This window comes from Nostoc sp. MG11, from assembly GCF_014904695.1.
Taxonomy (GTDB): Bacteria; Cyanobacteriota; Cyanobacteriia; order Cyanobacteriales; family Nostocaceae; genus Komarekiella.
In genome coordinates this window covers 175,115-191,407 of the sequence record NZ_JACXXN010000012.1, presented here as the reverse complement: position 1 = coordinate 191,407, position 16,293 = coordinate 175,115, and the positions used below count along the sequence as shown (strand labels likewise).

General features: G+C 42.4%; 14 protein-coding genes, 1 other RNA gene and 2 pseudogenes. 10 read left to right on the top strand and 7 right to left on the bottom strand.

Annotation, left to right across the window (positions count from 1 at the left end; all coding sequences use genetic code 11):
- Both HCR01_RS18735 and HCR01_RS38795 read right to left on the bottom strand, forming a co-directional pair.
- Positions 1-469: transposase (locus HCR01_RS18735; protein ID WP_226889426.1), on the bottom strand; the 469-nt coding region annotated here is incomplete at its 3' end.
- A gap of 9 nt (positions 470-478) precedes the next feature.
- Positions 479-679 (bottom strand): hypothetical protein, encoded by a 201-nt coding sequence (locus HCR01_RS38795; protein ID WP_226889425.1) that lies wholly within the window; start codon positions 677-679, stop codon positions 479-481.
- Positions 680-826: 147 nt separating this feature from the next.
- Here HCR01_RS38795 and HCR01_RS18730 point away from each other — a divergent pair.
- Positions 827-1,153, top strand: a pseudogene (locus tag HCR01_RS18730) (hypothetical protein); the annotation flags it as partial.
- A gap of 102 nt (positions 1,154-1,255) precedes the next feature.
- Positions 1,256-2,110: an HIT family protein gene (locus tag HCR01_RS18725; RefSeq protein WP_193197620.1), complete on the top strand. Its 855-nt coding sequence runs from the start codon at positions 1,256-1,258 to the stop codon at positions 2,108-2,110.
- A 141-nt stretch (positions 2,111-2,251) separates the two neighbouring features.
- On the opposite strand, the pseudogene HCR01_RS18720 reads toward HCR01_RS18725, so the two are convergent.
- Positions 2,252-2,951 (bottom strand): annotated as a pseudogene (locus HCR01_RS18720) (Uma2 family endonuclease).
- A 675-nt stretch (positions 2,952-3,626) separates the two neighbouring features.
- On the opposite strand from HCR01_RS18720, the gene serA reads away from it, so the two are divergent.
- Together serA and prmA are read left to right on the top strand one after the other, a co-directional pair.
- Positions 3,627-5,207 (top strand): phosphoglycerate dehydrogenase, encoded by a 1,581-nt coding sequence (serA, locus tag HCR01_RS18715; protein WP_193197619.1) that lies wholly within the window; start codon positions 3,627-3,629, stop codon positions 5,205-5,207.
- Positions 5,208-5,260: 53 nt separating this feature from the next.
- Positions 5,261-6,178 carry a 50S ribosomal protein L11 methyltransferase gene (gene prmA / locus HCR01_RS18710; RefSeq protein ID WP_193197618.1) on the top strand — a complete coding sequence of 306 codons (918 nt, stop codon included), beginning with the start codon at positions 5,261-5,263 and terminating at the stop codon, positions 6,176-6,178.
- Positions 6,179-6,684: 506 nt separating this feature from the next.
- Here prmA and trxA read toward each other — a convergent pair.
- Positions 6,685-7,002: a thioredoxin gene (trxA, locus tag HCR01_RS18705; protein ID WP_193197617.1), complete on the bottom strand. Its 318-nt coding sequence runs from the start codon at positions 7,000-7,002 to the stop codon at positions 6,685-6,687.
- A gap of 414 nt (positions 7,003-7,416) precedes the next feature.
- Here trxA and fabG point away from each other — a divergent pair, with 414 nt between their 5' ends.
- Positions 7,417-8,181, top strand: coding sequence for a 3-oxoacyl-[acyl-carrier-protein] reductase (gene fabG, locus HCR01_RS18700; protein ID WP_193197616.1), 765 nt, complete (start codon positions 7,417-7,419; stop codon positions 8,179-8,181).
- 380 nt (positions 8,182-8,561) lie between these two features.
- Here the strand turns inward: fabG and HCR01_RS18695 are convergent, their stop codons facing one another.
- Positions 8,562-9,641, bottom strand: a complete 1,080-nt coding sequence (locus HCR01_RS18695) for an MraY family glycosyltransferase (RefSeq protein WP_193197615.1) — start codon at positions 9,639-9,641, stop codon at positions 8,562-8,564.
- A gap of 158 nt (positions 9,642-9,799) precedes the next feature.
- Between HCR01_RS18695 and groL the strand changes: the two genes are divergently transcribed.
- From groL to rnpB, 4 genes are all read left to right on the top strand, one after another.
- A complete protein-coding gene (gene groL, locus HCR01_RS18690; RefSeq protein WP_193197614.1) occupies positions 9,800-11,479 on the top strand; it encodes a chaperonin GroEL in 1,680 nt (559 codons plus the stop codon).
- 201 nt (positions 11,480-11,680) lie between these two features.
- Positions 11,681-12,823, top strand: coding sequence for a magnesium/cobalt transporter CorA (gene corA, locus HCR01_RS18685; RefSeq protein ID WP_193197613.1), 1,143 nt, complete (start codon positions 11,681-11,683; stop codon positions 12,821-12,823).
- Positions 12,824-12,884: 61 nt separating this feature from the next.
- Positions 12,885-13,595, top strand: a complete 711-nt coding sequence (locus HCR01_RS18680) for a hypothetical protein (protein WP_193197612.1) — start codon at positions 12,885-12,887, stop codon at positions 13,593-13,595.
- 49 nt (positions 13,596-13,644) lie between these two features.
- Positions 13,645-14,052: RNase P RNA component class A (rnpB, locus tag HCR01_RS18675), an RNA gene on the top strand.
- 67 nt (positions 14,053-14,119) lie between these two features.
- Here rnpB and HCR01_RS18670 read toward each other — a convergent pair.
- Both HCR01_RS18670 and HCR01_RS18665 read right to left on the bottom strand, forming a co-directional pair.
- Entirely contained in the window at positions 14,120-15,040 is a 921-nt protein-coding gene (locus HCR01_RS18670) for an FTR1 family iron permease (protein ID WP_193197611.1), read from the bottom strand.
- 45 nt (positions 15,041-15,085) lie between these two features.
- Positions 15,086-15,229, bottom strand: coding sequence for a hypothetical protein (locus tag HCR01_RS18665; protein WP_193197610.1), 144 nt, complete (start codon positions 15,227-15,229; stop codon positions 15,086-15,088).
- Between the two features lie 313 nt (positions 15,230-15,542).
- Between HCR01_RS18665 and rnc the strand changes: the two genes are divergently transcribed.
- A complete protein-coding gene (gene rnc, locus HCR01_RS18660) occupies positions 15,543-16,262 on the top strand; it encodes a ribonuclease III (protein WP_193197609.1) in 720 nt (239 codons plus the stop codon).
- Positions 16,263-16,293 lie beyond the last annotated feature (31 nt).

The window sequence follows — 16,293 nt, the reverse complement described above, 5'->3', positions numbered from 1 at the left end:
TAAACTTATCGCCGTGGACACGAGGACGACCAACGCCTTTATAAGATGGCGGCGCACCATAGAGTAAGCGATTTGAACGTAAGCGCATCAATTTATCGGCACTGATATCCGCAGTTTGTTTAACAAACCAGGCACATCCATATTCCGCATCCCACAATGATATTGGTCGCTGTGGCAGATTTTCACACACAAGTTTGAGTTGAGCCGCGGCTTTGCTAATAGGATTGTCAAAACTAGTGATGCGTTCGTGTAACAATGGTAATGTCCAACTACCGTATTGTTCTGGAATCCAGGCTATTGTGCTGTAACCTTGCCCCACTGTCACTGGTTTTGCTCCAGACATGGGTTGAGCTTGATGTTCGTAGGTACGGTCTTTTAGTGTCCTAGCATAGGGTCTTGGCCAAGCCGTATGATCTCCTGCTAAAACCAGTTGTCCTGTTTGCGGTAACTGTGAAATGTACAACTGCATCAGTTCAAATCATGGTGGTAAGCCATCTTCTATGGCTTCATAAATGCTCGACCATTGCCGTCGAAACACTGGTGATGTTGATAACTCGACGAACGAGTACACACTACATGTTACTAACACTGCATCCATCAGGTCAAATAACGCATCTTTAGCATTACCTAACAGGGTGTACACTTTGGTACGGAATTGTTTAAGCTGATCAAATGTCATGGTCAAGCTGTATTTTTCTCTAAATCTCAGCATTGACCAAAATGTGGTCAGTTCAACAAGACTGACCGCTTTTTTCTCTATTTAGTCTAAACTCCAGTAAAAAAACAATGACTGTGTAAAGAAATCCAGCCAACGCAGGTGCGATAATATTACGAACGGATTCTTGAGGTTCCAACCTACATAACCTACGACCCCTACGAACCCAGTTTAGAAGTACGATGCTTGCAAAATGGACAATATAATCTACAGCAAGTAGATGCCAATTGACGTTTCTGGATTTCTGAGTTAAAGTTATTTCTCGGAATTTGGTACGGTGAAAGACTTTGCCAAACCACAAATTGGCTGCGCTGGTGGGATAGAGAAGGAAACTTACTGTTGTGAAGCAACGAACAAGCTGAACAAGAACGCAAACGTGCTGATATTTTAGCAGCTAAGTTACGCGAGCTAAATATTGACCCGGATGCGATCGCATAAAAAGAATCAGAGGTAATAAACTTTGCAAGAGAGAGTATGTGTTGAGTACATTAGTACTTAGTAGTTTTTAATCTACTCAGTACGCTCGTGTATTCAAGTTTCATGAAACAGCAAAAAAATCAATTCAGTCATTGCACAGCAATAGAAAGAACTTACCTATCATTTCCTGCCCAGTTTTTATTAAATCAAAACTTGCTGCAAGGTAAAATACTAGATTTTGGTTGTGGCTTTGGTAACGATGTTAAATTATTACGCCAAAAGGGTTGTGATATTACAGGTTACGACCCTTATTATTTTCCGCAATATCCTGAGAATAAATTCGATACAATCATTTGCTTTTATGTTTTAAATGTATTGTTGCCTGAAGAACAAGCTAATGTTCTTATGGAAGTATCGCACTTATTAAAACCAGGTGGTAAAGCTTATTATGTTGTGAGAAGGGATATTAAAAAAGAAGGTTTTAGAGAACATTATATACATAAAAAACCTACATACCAATGTATTGTAAAACTTCCCTTTCAATCAATTTATTTAGATGAAAATCGGGAGTTTTATGAGTATATTCATTATAATCATCAGCATAATTCATTTAATAAGTGTATATTTTGCAATCCCTATAAAAATTTAAAATTATTAACTGAGTCTGCAACTGCTTACTCTATTTTTGATGGTTATCCTCTAAGTAAAGGGCATGTTTTGGTGATTCCTAAACGTCATGTTAGCAGTTATTTTGAGCTACCCTTTAAAGAACAATCTGCTTGCTGGCTTATGGTGAACAAAGTACAAAAAGTTCTCAAAACCGAATTTGAACCTGATGGTTTCAATGTAGGAATGAACATCAATCGAGAAGCAGGTCAACATATTATGCATACCAGTATTCATATCATCCCTCGTTACAAAGGTGATACTGTTAGTACTAAAAGTGGAATCAGGAACGTCATTCCTAAAAATAAATAATTTTTCTCCACTGACAGTTTGCACCAAGTAAAAAAGCTAGGGACTGAGGACAAGGGAATAATTACTAAACTCTTGACTCTTGACCAATCCCTTTTACGATCTTGACTTTGCGGTTTTGTTGAAATAGTCCAAGTTATTCAGTTAACTAGGATTATCTGGATCTATTCCTAGCGCTTTTAATTGTTCCACTAGTTGTTGAGCACGTTGTTCTGCGGCTTGGGCGCGTTTTTGTGCTTCTTTAATCTGTTCTTAGGGTGTGGGATATCGTTTTCCTTGCTCATCATACCAATAAAGCCATTCTCTTGTTACACCGGAATAATTGCCGCGATCGCAACCGATTCCCAAACCGATTTCTGATAGCCAAATGGGGTTTCCCTCTTGCAATTCATACTTGCCATTAACTAACTTATGTACTTCCAAACGAGGTTTGCGGCGACGACGAGAAGAATAAATTATGTAGTAAAGTACACCTAATGCTGCATATTCATCTAATTTAGTGGTGTACTCTTGACGATAATTTTGGGAAACTACTTCTAGCACCAAAATAGGCACAACATTTTCATCCCACAGCACATAACTAGGACGCAGTTCCTCATCATAAAACCGCTCTACACCTAAGCTCAAAAAACCATCCGGGACAATGGGCGGTTTATCGGGATGATCATACAATACCCATATCTATCCCAAAAAACCAGTCCATGCGTTCTGCCCAAAGTATCAGAAGTATTGCTTTCAGCAAGCCTGGTATCACTTCTTGTAGTTCATTGTCCACAGGCGTCTCATCAGAGTCGGGTAGTTCCTCGACAGAGGGCAAGTACCTGGGCAAGCTGTACTCTAACATGGCTGGTTTCCCCAAAACTCAAAGCATAATAAATTCTATTTGGCTCACCAGAATTATAGCGATTTCATAGTTAGTACACTACCAAACTGATATCTTAGATTAATCCCAAAAACCGCCACAAGTTATAAACCTAAGCAAAGCTGTTACCCTTGCTGGCGTCGGCGTAGCCTGTCGGAGACATCGCACTCACTAAGTAGGTAAACACAAATAAATTAAAGTTCGTAGTTTATGCTGTCTTGGAAGATAGCATAAACTACGAGCCACAAAGTATCTTCAGCTTAATTATGCCTATTTACTTATGTCATTATTTGCACTCTTATAGGCTGAGTATCCTTCTAGTAATACATGACACACAAATCTGATAAAGTACCAGTCTGGGAAATCTCGGTAACTCTTAGCTATTAATAAACATATATATTATTTATCGCTACTTATGATTTATATTTAGCGATGGGGTAGTACAAACAGCTACTTATTTTTAGATACTTGGAGGCAGTGCCATATTACCTTTTCAACTGATACTCTGATACTATCAGCATAAAGCAGAGTTAAAGTTAAGTTGATATTAAAGGTTAGCTTGATATTAAAACAAATAATTTTTGCTGAATTGCGACGGATAAAGACTAAACTAAAAAGTCTTGTGCAGCAAAACCTGTAGCTTTAAATGAAGTAATCATGTCTAAGGTTCTTGTCTCCGATACTGTTGATCAAGCTGGAATTGACATTCTTTCCCAAGTTGCTACTGTTGATGTCAAAACAGGCTTAAAACCAGAAGAACTGGTAGAAATCATTGGTGAGTATGACGCGCTGATGATTCGTTCTGGTACACGTGTTACCAAAGAAATTATCGACGCTGCTACCCAGCTAAAAGTCATCGGTCGTGCTGGTGTAGGTGTGGATAATGTGGATGTTCCCGCAGCCACGCGTCGAGGAATTGTGGTGGTCAATTCTCCAGAAGGAAATACCATCGCCGCCGCCGAACACGCCCTCGCTATGATGTTGGCTTTGTCTCGTCATATCCCTGATGCTAATGCTTCAGTAAAACGCGGTGCGTGGGATCGCAATAGCTTTATTGGCGCGGAAGTTTACAAAAAAACTCTAGGCATTGTTGGTTTAGGTAAAATTGGTTCCCATGTTGCCGCTGTGGCCAAGACAATGGGGATGAAACTACTAGCTTATGATCCTTTTATTTCCACAGAACGAGCTGAACAAATTGGGTGTCAGTTGGTGGAATTGGATTTGCTTTTCCAGCAAGCAGATTATATCACGTTACACATCCCCAAAACCCCAGAAACCACCCACTTAATCAACGCCATAACCTTGGCTAAGATGAAACCCACAGCCCGGATCATTAACTGCGCTCGTGGTGGCATCATTGAAGAAAAGGCTTTAGCAGCAGCTATCAAAGAAGGTAAAATAGCGGGTGCAGCCTTGGATGTGTTCGAGTCAGAACCACTGGGAGAATCTGACTTGCGATCGCTAGGAAAGGAAATTATCCTCACCCCCCATTTAGGAGCTTCCACTACAGAAGCCCAGGTAAATGTAGCAATTGACGTTGCCGAACAAATTCGGGATGTGCTTTTAGGACTGCCAGCGCGTTCAGCGGTAAATATTCCTGGACTCGGCCCTGATGTTTTAGAAGAACTCAAACCTTACATGCAGCTAGCAGAAACCCTAGGCAACCTAGTGGGACAGCTAGCTGGTGGACGCGTGGAAGTACTTAACGTCCGAATGCAAGGCGAACTAGCAACCAACAAGAGTCAGCCTTTGGTGGTAGCTGCTCTTAAAGGACTACTTTACCAAGCTCTGCGGGAACGAGTAAATTACGTCAATGCCAGCATAGAAGCCAAAGAACGAGGAATTAGGGTGATTGAAACACGCGATGCCTCAGTTCGAGACTATGCCGGCTCGTTGCATCTGGAAGCCACAGGTACTTTAGGTACTCATTCTGTCACAGGCGCTTTACTGGGTGAGCGGGAAATCCACCTGACTGATGTTGATGGTTTCCCGATTAACGTTCCACCCAGCAAATATATGCTGTTTACCTTGCACCGTGATATGCCAGGAATTATCGGCAAACTTGGTTCCTTACTTGGCAGTTTTAATGTCAATATTGCCAGTATGCAGGTAGGCCGAAAAATAGTTCGTGGTGATGCGGTAATGGCTCTTAGCATTGATGATCCCTTACCCGATGGAATTTTGGCTGAGATTATCAAAGTGCCGGGCATTCGAGATGCGTATACAGTAACTTTATAAAGTGCTGAGTGAGGAGTGCTGAGTGCTCCTCACTCAGCACTCAGCACTAAAATATGGCAAACACTTGGTGGGAACTCAAGATTTTATGTGAGCCAGACCTAGAAGATTCCATCTTTTGGCGACTGGAAAATTTTGGCTGTCGTGGTACAGCTAGCGAGAGTAAAGGAAATTCCTCTCTGGTAAAGGCTTACTTACCGAATTTTCAAGCACAGTTACTAGATTTAGCCGCGCTATCGCTGTGGCTGCGTCAAGATGCTCTCTGTGTAGGACTGTCATCTCCAACACTGCACTGGGAGTTAATTGATGAAGAAGATTGGGCGAGTAGCTGGAAACAATATTGGCATCCCCAAGAAATAGGCGATCGCTTCCTAATTAACCCCGCATGGCTACCTTTACCAGAAGCATCGGAACGGTTAATCATTCGTCTTGATCCTGGTGTAGCATTTGGTACAGGTAATCATGCCACTACTCAGCTATGTCTGGAATCTCTAGAAATGCGTCTGGGTGAAGTTCCTCAATCTTTCGTTGGTAGTGGTGACAAACATCAACAAGTAATCGCGGATATTGGCTGTGGTTCCGGTATCCTTTCCATTGGGGCGATACTGCTGGGAGCAGAGAAAGTCTATGCAGTGGATACTGATCCCTTAGCAGTAAAATCAACTATCAGCAATCGCGCCCTTAACGACATCAGTCCAGAACGCTTGATGCCAACACAAGGTAGTGTAGACATTTTGACAAACCTGGTCGAGAATCCGGTGGATGGTATCGTCTGCAATATTTTAGCTGATGTGATTATTGAGTTAGTTCCACAAATGAGTGCGATCGCCAAACCCACTACTTGGGGTATATTCAGTGGAATTTTACTTGATCAATCCAAAGCTGTGGCTGATGCCTTAGAAAAACATGGTTGGGTAGTTGCTACCTTATGGAAAAGGAAAGAATGGTGTTGCTTAAATGTACGGCGTTCTTAAGAAAATTTACCACAAAAATCAAGCACATTTGAAATCGAATTTAGTATGTCAAGGTCGGTAGCCCTAAAGTTTGATTCTTGCTGTAACTAAGATTAGGTACACTCACGCTGTAGATAACTTAATTATTTCTTTTGCCTGGACTTCCAAGTTTAGTGCAGAGTTCATACTTTTGTATGACCTGCTCAATCTTGAAAGTTACTGTATTTATTCTGTGTTTAACCTTATCAAAATCAATATTCGCCCAAATACTGACTTTGGCAGGAATTTTGTGATTCCCGTTCATAGCTTGCTTCACTCGTCAAGATATTTTTATATATCTACAATATCAACCGCCTCAATTCCTAAACTACTTACTCAAGACATATAAGCACATATACTTAATATTTGCTTAAGGTTTTATAAAAAGAAAGCAAAGGGGTAAAGATGAAAAGCAAGTGGAATTGTAGAGCAAGTGGCGTGGCGACCTAATCCATTCCTTTGCCTTTTGCCCTTTCCCCTTTACCCGTTTATAAAATTGTTTGTAGATGTTCTACCAACTGCGCTGCTTGCATTACACCTTCAATTCGTTCTACGGGTTGACCCTGCTTAAATAGTACTAAGGTTGGTAAAGCATAAATTTGATACTGAGTTGCCAACTCAGCGTATTTTTCAGTGTCAATCTTAACTATACGCAGGCGGTCTTGAAGTTGGGCATTGACTTGCTCTAAAATTGGCACCATCATCTGACAAGGGCCACACCAGTCAGCATAAAAATCTACCAACACAGGTACATCAGAACTAGACAACATCTCTTCAAAGCTGTTGAATTGCTTTTTAGTAGCCATGTAATACACACCGATTTTTTATTGTTTGATTTCAATAGTAATGCGTGCTATCTAGAATCGGTGTAACATCATTTTGTTTTTATTGTTGCTCTAAGTTGGAAAATAATATTTGTCGGATAAGCACTCAAAATCTGCCTTGTACTTTGGGAAAAGGTTAAAACTTCGGCTTCGCTCAGTTTTAATGTCGGGCGGAGTCGAGACGTTAAGGAGTAAAGGGTAAGGGGTGAATTTAATCCTTTTATCTTGAACCTTTCTGCTTTAACCGACCAAAAGTATTGGTTCGGGAAACTTTACGATGCTTTAAGAGTCGCTTACGGTTGGCAATTACAACTTTCGGCAAAACCCTATAAGCTCTAGGTACTAATCACCATAAGATAATTAGCGTGGTGATTCAAAAATGTTGAGGAATATTTCATGGAAGACTTAAACAAAAATTTGCAATCCTTGCAAGGAAAAGTGGCAGTTGTCACGGGTGCTTCACGGGGAATTGGCAGAGCGATCGCACTTGAATTAGCTACACAAGGAGCCAATGTAGTTGTCAATTATGCCAGTTCTAGTGCTGCTGCTGACAATTTAGTTACGGAAATTACGGCAGCGGGAAGTGAGGCGATCGCTTTACAAGCTGACGTTTCTAAAATCGACCAAGTAGACTCACTGTTTAACACAGTTATAGACAAGTTTAAACGCATCGATATCTTGGTCAACAACGCGGGTATTACTCGCGACACCTTGCTTTTGCGGATGAAGCCAGAAGAGTGGCAAGCCGTAATTGATATTAATCTTACTGGTGTTTTCTTGTGTACCCGTGCCGTTAGTAAAATCATGCTCAAGCAACGTTCTGGGCGAATTATCAATATTGCCTCCGTCGCTGGGCAAATGGGCAACCCAGGCCAAGCAAATTATAGCGCTGCTAAAGCAGGTGTCATCGGCTTTACTAAAACCGTTGCCAAAGAACTTGCTTCTCGTGGCATTACTGTTAACGCCGTCGCCCCTGGTTTCATCGTCACCGACATGACAAACGATCTCAAAGCCGATGAGATTCTGAAATATATCCCTCTGGGCCGTTACGGTCAACCAGAAGAAGTTGCTGGTATGGTGCGCTTCCTCGCCGTAGATCCCGCTGCTGCCTACATCACTGGACAAGTCTTTAATGTCGATGGTGGCATGGTAATGGCTTAAAAAGAATAGATGCGTAGTACCTACAGTCTGCATTTTTCGATATGATGACAGTCGTGAACTTAGCATCGGGTAGTTCATTGTGAAATACGGTTTTCATCATCCCCAAGTTTCCAGGGAACTTTATAACAGAGTCCTGTGGTATTAATTTGACATTTTGAGGATATTGAATCAATTGTTTACCATGCTTAGATTTAAACTTAGGGAATTTAGCACGTCCTTCAAAGAAATTTACATTCGCTACGCTCAAATTTGGTCAGACCACACTCCTCATCTCATCCGCAATTCATCTCAACACTGACCTGGGTACAGGTACAGTGTGAGCCTTCTTGCTGTTACAGGTAAACAGTGCTGAGTACCGAGTGCTGAGTACTCAGCACTCATTACTGCTGTCGCATCCTTTGCCAGACAGTAAAACCTAACAGAATAATAATGCTACTGGCGGTAGTAAGCATCACTACTCCGCTCATGCCTTGTATTCTCATAGCCAGCAAGTTACAAACCAAAGTAATTGACCACAGAGTGAACGCAGCGTGACGCTGGGAGAGTCCCCAAGCAAGTAAGCGGTGGTGCAGGTGGTCTTTACCAGGAGTACTCAGAGGATTATTTCCCGCCAGTAACCGCCGCACAAATACTTGAGTGGTGTCCAGCACTGGCAACAGCAGAAATAAAACCGTCGGTATAAGGGCATAAACTGTGTTTTGTTGAAGTCTACCTAAAATGCTGGTCGCTGCCAGTACATAGCCAAAAAAGTATGCTCCAGCATCACCCATAATGATGCGCGAGGGGTGGAAGTTGTGGCGTAAAAAGCCCAGCGCCCCACCTCCCAAGGCTGCCAGAACTAAAGTTGCCGCAGCACGATTAGGAAACTGAGCTGAAACCCCTAACAAACTCATGGCGGTGATAAAGCTGATTCCTCCCGCCAAACCATCCATTCCGTCCATTAAGTTAATGGCGTTGGTAATACCTACTACCCAGAGTACCGTCAGCGACATCGACAGAAGCGAGTCTATGGGAGTGCCAAAAGCGACTTTAATGCTGATGCCATTAGCAACTAGCAAAAGTGCCGTGATAATTTGCGCCCACAAACGAACAGAGGGAGGTAAACCGAACTGGTCGTCGATAAAGCCAACAAGAACTAATATCGAACCCCCCAACAAAATAGTTAACACCTGAGCCAATACGTTTTGGAGTTCGATCGGTCGTAAAAGGCTAGCTAGTACCAGTGCGGCAATCACTCCGGCGTAAATAGCCAACCCTCCTGCATTCGGTAAAGGTTCTCGGTTAAGTCGCCGTGCATTGGGTTGGTCAGCCCAACCTACCCGCAAGGCAAATTTGCGTACTGTCGGAATCAAACGCCACGTTACAAGCCAAGCTAAGAGAAACGTAAATACTACTGCCAACCAGCCGGTGCCGCTAGGATCGGCAATACCAAGGGACTTAAGGGAGTTGTCTAGATTCATCTCCCAATTCAGGCATTACTGCCAGTATTTAATATGAGCATCAACTGTATATTAATCAATTTTTTTTGTTTCTATTTGTAACTTGAGTTGGTGGGAAAATTAGCACTCTTGACCTGTGAGTGCTAAATTGTCTAATGGAAGCGCTTGAGAAATGAAACATGGCGAAAATTATTGCATTTGACGAGGAATCGCGGCGAGCGCTGGAAAGGGGTGTTAACGCCCTTGCCGATGCCGTAAAAATCACCTTAGGCCCCAAAGGTCGCAACGTCCTATTAGAGAAAAAATTTGGCGCACCCCAAATTGTCAACGATGGTATCACTGTTGCCAAAGAAATTGAATTAGAAGATCCTTTGGAAAATACTGGTGCAAGACTCATCCAAGAGGTGGCATCAAAAACTAAAGATGTTGCTGGGGATGGTACCACGACTGCTACAGTTTTGGCACAGGCGTTGATTCGTGAAGGTTTGAAGAATGTCGCGGCTGGTACTAACCCAGTTAGCTTGAAGCGCGGGATCGACAAAACTATCGAGGCACTGGTACAAGAAATTGCCAATGTGGCTAAACCAGTGGAAGGAAGTGCGATCGCCCAAGTCGCCACCGTCTCAGCCGGCAATGATGAAGAAGTCGGCAATATGATCGCCGAGGCAATGGAGAAAGTCACCAAAGACGGTGTAATTACCGTTGAAGAATCTAAATCCCTGACAACCGAATTAGAAGTCGTTGAAGGGATGCAGATTGACAGGGGTTACATTTCTCCCTACTTCATCACCAACAACGAGCGGCAGATAGTCGAATTTGAAAATGCCCGCATCTTGATTACTGACAAAAAAATCAGCAGTATCCAAGATTTAGTGCCAGTATTGGAAAAAGTTGCCCGTTTAGGTCAACCCTTGTTGATTGTAGCTGAAGATGTCGAAGGCGATGCTTTGGCAACTTTAGTAGTGAACAAAGCGCGGGGTGTACTTGCCGTAGCTGCTATCAAAGCACCTGGATTTGGCGATCGCCGCAAAGCTTTGTTACAAGATATTGCAATTATCACCGATGGACAGTTGATTTCTGAAGAAATCGGCTTAAGTTTGGATACTGCTTCTTTGGAAGCGCTGGGAACTGCTCGTAAAATCAGCATTGACAAAGAAAGCACCACAATTGTAGCTGGTAGTACCACCAAGCCAGAAGTGCAAAAGCGGATTGCTCAAATTCGCAAGCAGTTGGAAGAAACTGATTCTGACTACGATAAAGAAAAACTCCAAGAACGTATCGCCAAGCTAGCTGGTGGCGTAGCCGTGATTAAAGTGGGTGCAGCCACAGAAACCGAACTCAAAGACCGCAAACTGCGGATTGAAGACGCGCTAAACGCTACCAAAGCCGCTGTGGAAGAAGGCATTGTTCCTGGTGGTGGTACGACCCTCATTCATTTGGCTAAAAATGTAGAGGTGTTTAAAAATACCTTAAAAGATGAAGAAAAAATCGGTGCTGAGATTGTTGGGCGAGCGCTAGAAGCTCCCTTGCGTCAAATAGCAGAAAACGCCGGTGATGAAGGTTCCGTAATTGTCTCCAGAGTTCGGGACACCGAATTTAACATTGGCTACAACGCTGCTACTGGGGAATTTGAAGACTTGATTGCCATAGGTATCATCGATCCCGCTAAAGTTGTGCGCTCAGCCTTGCAAAACGCTGCTTCCATTGCTGGTATGGTTTTAACCACCGAAGCCGTTGTCGTCGAAAAGCCTGAGAAGAAACCTGCTGGAGGTGCCCCTGATATGGGCGGCATGGGCGGTATGGGCGGTATGGGCGGTATGGGTGGCATGGGTGGCATGGGTGGCATGGGCATGATGTAGTCCATCAGCGACTAAATTTGGCAGCCATTTTTGTACCCGCCAGAATTAATATAGGTACTTTATGCAGTTTGTCTTGCCAAGGCAAACTGTTTTTTTTATACCGTTGCTGTTTCAGAAGCAATCTAGTACATTGTCATCCAAGTTGCATTCAAAATATAAAAAGCTCCCAACTCCTAACCAATGCCTATTAAGTAAAACTTTATGGCACGAAAACTACGCCGCCTTGCCAGATTGGTAACTAAGCAACATGCAGATGAGTTCTATCATCACCCAGGGACTTTACCAGGAACCATCATCGTTGATGCAGATGCTCCACCACCGATAATTTTTTTGATTGACTATAACCAAACTAATGTCATCCGTAATCAAATAGCAGCCCCAGAGGAATGCATCCCCTATTTGGACACGGAATCCGTCTCTTGGGTAGACGTACAAGGTTTAGGTAGTCAAGATATATTACAAAGATTGGGTCAAGTTTTTGATTTACATCCTTTGGTTTTAGAAGATGTGGTGAATGTACCAGAGCGTCCCAAAGTAGAGGATTATGAAGACCAATTGCTGTTTATTGCTCGTATGGTAGTACCAAAGGAAAGAACATGTGGTTTTTATAGTGAACAAGTGAGTTTGATATTGGGGAAACATTACTTGCTGACTGTGCAAGAAGAACCAGAACATGATTGCTTTGAAGGGGTGCGATCGCGAATAGAAAAAAGTAAAGGCATCATCCGTAAGCAAGGAGCCGATTATTTAGCTTATGCTCTATTAGATGCAATCATTGATGGCTTTTTCCCAGTACTAGAACTTTATGGCGATCGCATCGAAGAGTTAGAGGAGGAAGTAATAGTCAACCCTACTCGGCGAACACTACAAAATATCTATCACATAAAGCGGGAATTACTGCAACTGCGTCGTGCTATCTGGCCCCAGCGGGATGCAATTAATTCTTTAATTCGAGATGGCAGTGAATTGATTAGTGAAGAAGTACGAATCTACCTACGAGACTGTTATGACCATGCAGTGCAAGTCATGGACATGGTAGAAACTTACCGAGAACTGGCATCTGGGTTAATGGATGTGTATCTATCAGCAGTGAGTAACAGAATGAATGAAGTCATGAAGGTGCTAACAGTTGTTTCAGCAATTTTTATTCCACTGACTTTTGTTGCTGGAATATATGGGATGAATTTCAATACTGAAAAATCGCCCTATAATATGCCTGAATTGAATTGGTATTGGGGTTATCCTATTTGCTTAGCAGTAATGGCAGTAATCGGATTTGGGTTGTTATTCTTATTCTGGCAGCGAGGCTGGCTCGAAAATTCTTCGACAATTAAGCGTGACTAAAGATTACTGCTCCGCAATGAGGCGAATATACAAAATCATCAGATGGAGTTTATATATTTGAATGCAAAATAATAGCAGTGACCAGAATTTAGTAGTTTTGACACTTTATATTATTGGTGTGTCTTATGTCTTCAATCGGATGATTGAATCAATCGACGATCAAGTTAAGTTTGAGTTTAAAAAAGGTGTCGTCGATGAACAACTCAAAGAACAAAATCTCCAAGACCAAATCGGGATTTCCTGTAAACTTAAGGCCTCATACCCAATTGACGATCTTAAAGACTTACAAATTAGCATTGAAAATAAATCTGAAAATATTGCCGTATACGTTGATTGGGATAATAGCTCTTTAGTAGTCGAACACAGCAAGGAATCGCGCCGCGTAATTCGGAAATCACCAGACTTAACTCGCGACTTAGCTGTACCACAAAGTCCCAGCTTAATTGTTCCTAAAAAAACACTTACGGAAACGGTGACATCAGAAAATGTTTTCGAGCGCGATCAAGTAACTGGAACTTACACAACTAAAAAACCCTTAATTAATATTACTGGGCTGAAATCTGCTGGGCCACCGCAAAAAAAGTTGTACAACGACTTCATAAATAGAAGAAAGGAGTTGGAATTTTCCTTACAACTAGTATTACGGATATCTGAGGTGCGTGTAGGTCTAGCGCCCGGTGTCAATGTTCCCCCAATGTGTATTATCAATTGTCCTTTCACCATCAAGAAACTACCTTGGACGTACGCCCTACCTTGGAATAAAAAGAAATAATCCCAACCAAACGCACGATACCATCCAAAGATTACACTAGATCTTGGGAAGGAGTAGGCGCAGGCGGTTGCAGATCAGTCATAGTGGCTGGTTTGAGGAAAGTCCGGGCTTCCGAAAGACCAAACTTGCTGGATAACGTCCAGTGCGAGCGATCGTGAGGATAGTGCCACAGAAAGATACCGCCAACCAATTTTAAATTTTAGATTTTGGATTGAATCTAAAATCCAAAATTCAAAATTGGTTGGTAAGGGTGCAAAGGTGCGGTAAGAGCGCACCAGCAGCGTCGAGAGGCGCTGGCTCGGTAAACCCCGGTTGGAAGCAAGGCGAAAGGAACTACGGTTGGTCTTTTACCAGTTCCGCTCAAAAAGAGCCGCTTGAGGCGTCTGGTAACAGGCGTCCCAGATAGATAACTGCCCTCGAAAGAGAACAGAACCCGGCTTATGTCCTGCTCTTTCCTTTAAACTCAGTGTTCAGTATTCTTCATGATTCGCACATTTGTGGGATCTCGCAAGCATAAAGGCCTATCAATTAAGTTTGGTTGCTGGTTTTAATTGTCTGGGTTGACTAAGACTACGGAAGTAAAGGCTACCCACGATCGCCCAAAAGAGCAGATACCCGGCAGCTTGAACTAGATACAGTTTTTGGGTATAGCCAAATAAAGTTTTTAGCAAAATGCCAGGAAACTGTCGGTCGGGTAAAATACCTGAGAGATCCCAAACCTGGGGCCCCAAAAGACAAGAGGTACTCCCTTGTCCACATTCAACAACTGAAGAATTAATTTGACTCCAAGCGATCGCCGCAGCATCAAGATGACGAAAGGCAGAAATCACCAGTCCAGAGACAATCATTAGCAAGAATACGCCCATCACTTGGAAAAACTGGCTCAAGTTAATACGGATACTCCACTTAAACAGCAGCATCCCAATTAAAACTGCTGTACTTAGTCCTCCTATTGCCCCAAGTACTGGTATCCAGCCTTCTTGAAACTTAGCGACGATAAACAAAGCTGTTTCTACACCTTCTCGAAATACGGCAATAAAAATTAAGCTGAAAATTGCCCAAGCCGCGCGGTTGTCATTACCCAAAGCGCTTTTGACAGAGCCTTCAATTTCTGCTTTGAGAAATCGTGCTTGTCGCGTCATCCAGATTAGCATCCAGCTAAGCATAGCGATCGCAGTTACACCCAGTCCGACCTCAAATAGTTGCTTAAAAATAGGTGCGTATATATACTTGGATGTCTGCAATCCTTGGATACCAAAGTTGAGTAATAAACCAACTACAAAACTAGCTATAGTGGCGCTAAAAATTCCTAAATATACCCAACGATGCAATTTTTGTTGTTCAGCTTGCTGTAAACAGGCGAAGACAATTCCGACAACTAAAGCAGCTTCTACACCTTCTCTTAAAGTGATAAGAAAGGTTGGTAATGCAGCACTCCAATTCATAAGATATTAACTTAGATAATTTCAGTAGCAGATGCTTCTGCTGGTTTAACTACGACAGATAACAATAATTTTACCTCTATGAGCTTGGGCGATCGCTAATCCTAAACCAAAATCACTTTGCATTCCATGAGCATTACTAGAATATAATCGCTTAAAAATGGCGAAACTTCCCAAAAACCAGCCGCTCAAACCGATGTCAACTATTTACATCATAGTAAAAATGTACTAAAAATTTGAGTATTGTAAAGTTATTGAAGCAATAGTTAGAGAATTATGGGCATTTAAGAGAGATAATAAGTGACAAGAACTTGATTGTACGATTTTTGTATTTTAAGTTATGACTGATAATACAGTTTTAAGAAGCAAAATCAATCTATTTTGTAAGTTTTGTGTAAGATTTTGCTCCTTAGAGTCTGAAATCCTTGCCAAATATGTCCTGTCTCTCTACTTGTGTCATTAGTCATTGTGTTAATGAATAATGATGATTAACGATTAATCAATAATGTCCCTAGCTTATCCACGCCGTCAGCGTCAACTCGAAAGCTTAGTCCAAAAATTAGGTATGCCACCAGAAGCACCTATAAAGTGGCAACTACTGGATTTGGCGCTGACTCACCCAACTGTTTCTGAGACAGCAAACTATGAACAACTAGAGTTTGTTGGGGATGCTGTGGTACGTTTGGTAGCAGCCGTTGTGTTATGGGAACATTACCCCGATTGTCCAGTAGGGGATTTTGCAGCGATTCGCTCGGTATTGGTAAGCGATCGCATCCTTGCCCAACTGGCTAGAGAATACGGTTTCGAGCTATACCTACTAGTTGCTGGCAGTGCCACCGCTGATAAAATTGGTCAAGAGTCACGACTAGCAGATGCCTTTGAAGCAGTTCTGGGTGCGCTTTACCTCAGCACTCAAAATCTTGAACTAATTCGCCCTTGGCTAGATCCCCACTTCCAACAACTAGCAACAGAAATTCGCCTTGATCCAGCTAGACTCAACTACAAAGCAGCTCTGCAAGAATGGACTCAAGCACAATTTAAAGTTTTACCAGAGTATCGGGTTGTAGAAATCGGGCAACCGCACCGTAATCAAGAGCGTTTCGTCGCTGAAGTTTGGCTGCACGGAAAAAAACTTGGACAAGGTAAAGGGCGCTCCATCAAAACTGCTGAACAAGCAGCAGCAAAAGTAGCATTTTTAGCAATCACTAATCAGGAAAAACCCTGAACTCGAAATACAGTTGATAAGCTGATAATCA

Coding starts and splice junctions, on each gene's coding strand:
- groL (WP_193197614.1), top strand. CDS start 9,800: ATGGCGAAAATTATTGCATTTGACGAGGAATCGCGGCGAGCGCTGGAA.
- fabG (WP_193197616.1), top strand. CDS start 7,417: ATGGAAGACTTAAACAAAAATTTGCAATCCTTGCAAGGAAAAGTGGCA.
- HCR01_RS18680 (WP_193197612.1), top strand. CDS start 12,885: ATGCAAAATAATAGCAGTGACCAGAATTTAGTAGTTTTGACACTTTAT.
- prmA (WP_193197618.1), top strand. CDS start 5,261: ATGGCAAACACTTGGTGGGAACTCAAGATTTTATGTGAGCCAGACCTA.
- serA (WP_193197619.1), top strand. CDS start 3,627: ATGTCTAAGGTTCTTGTCTCCGATACTGTTGATCAAGCTGGAATTGAC.
- rnc (WP_193197609.1), top strand. CDS start 15,543: ATGTCCCTAGCTTATCCACGCCGTCAGCGTCAACTCGAAAGCTTAGTC.
- corA (WP_193197613.1), top strand. CDS start 11,681: ATGGCACGAAAACTACGCCGCCTTGCCAGATTGGTAACTAAGCAACAT.
- HCR01_RS18725 (WP_193197620.1), top strand. CDS start 1,256: ATGAAACAGCAAAAAAATCAATTCAGTCATTGCACAGCAATAGAAAGA.
- HCR01_RS18670 (WP_193197611.1), bottom strand. CDS start 15,040: ATGAATTGGAGTGCTGCATTACCAACCTTTCTTATCACTTTAAGAGAA.
- HCR01_RS18695 (WP_193197615.1), bottom strand. CDS start 9,641: ATGAATCTAGACAACTCCCTTAAGTCCCTTGGTATTGCCGATCCTAGC.
- HCR01_RS38795 (WP_226889425.1), bottom strand. CDS start 679: ATGACATTTGATCAGCTTAAACAATTCCGTACCAAAGTGTACACCCTG.
- trxA (WP_193197617.1), bottom strand. CDS start 7,002: ATGGCTACTAAAAAGCAATTCAACAGCTTTGAAGAGATGTTGTCTAGT.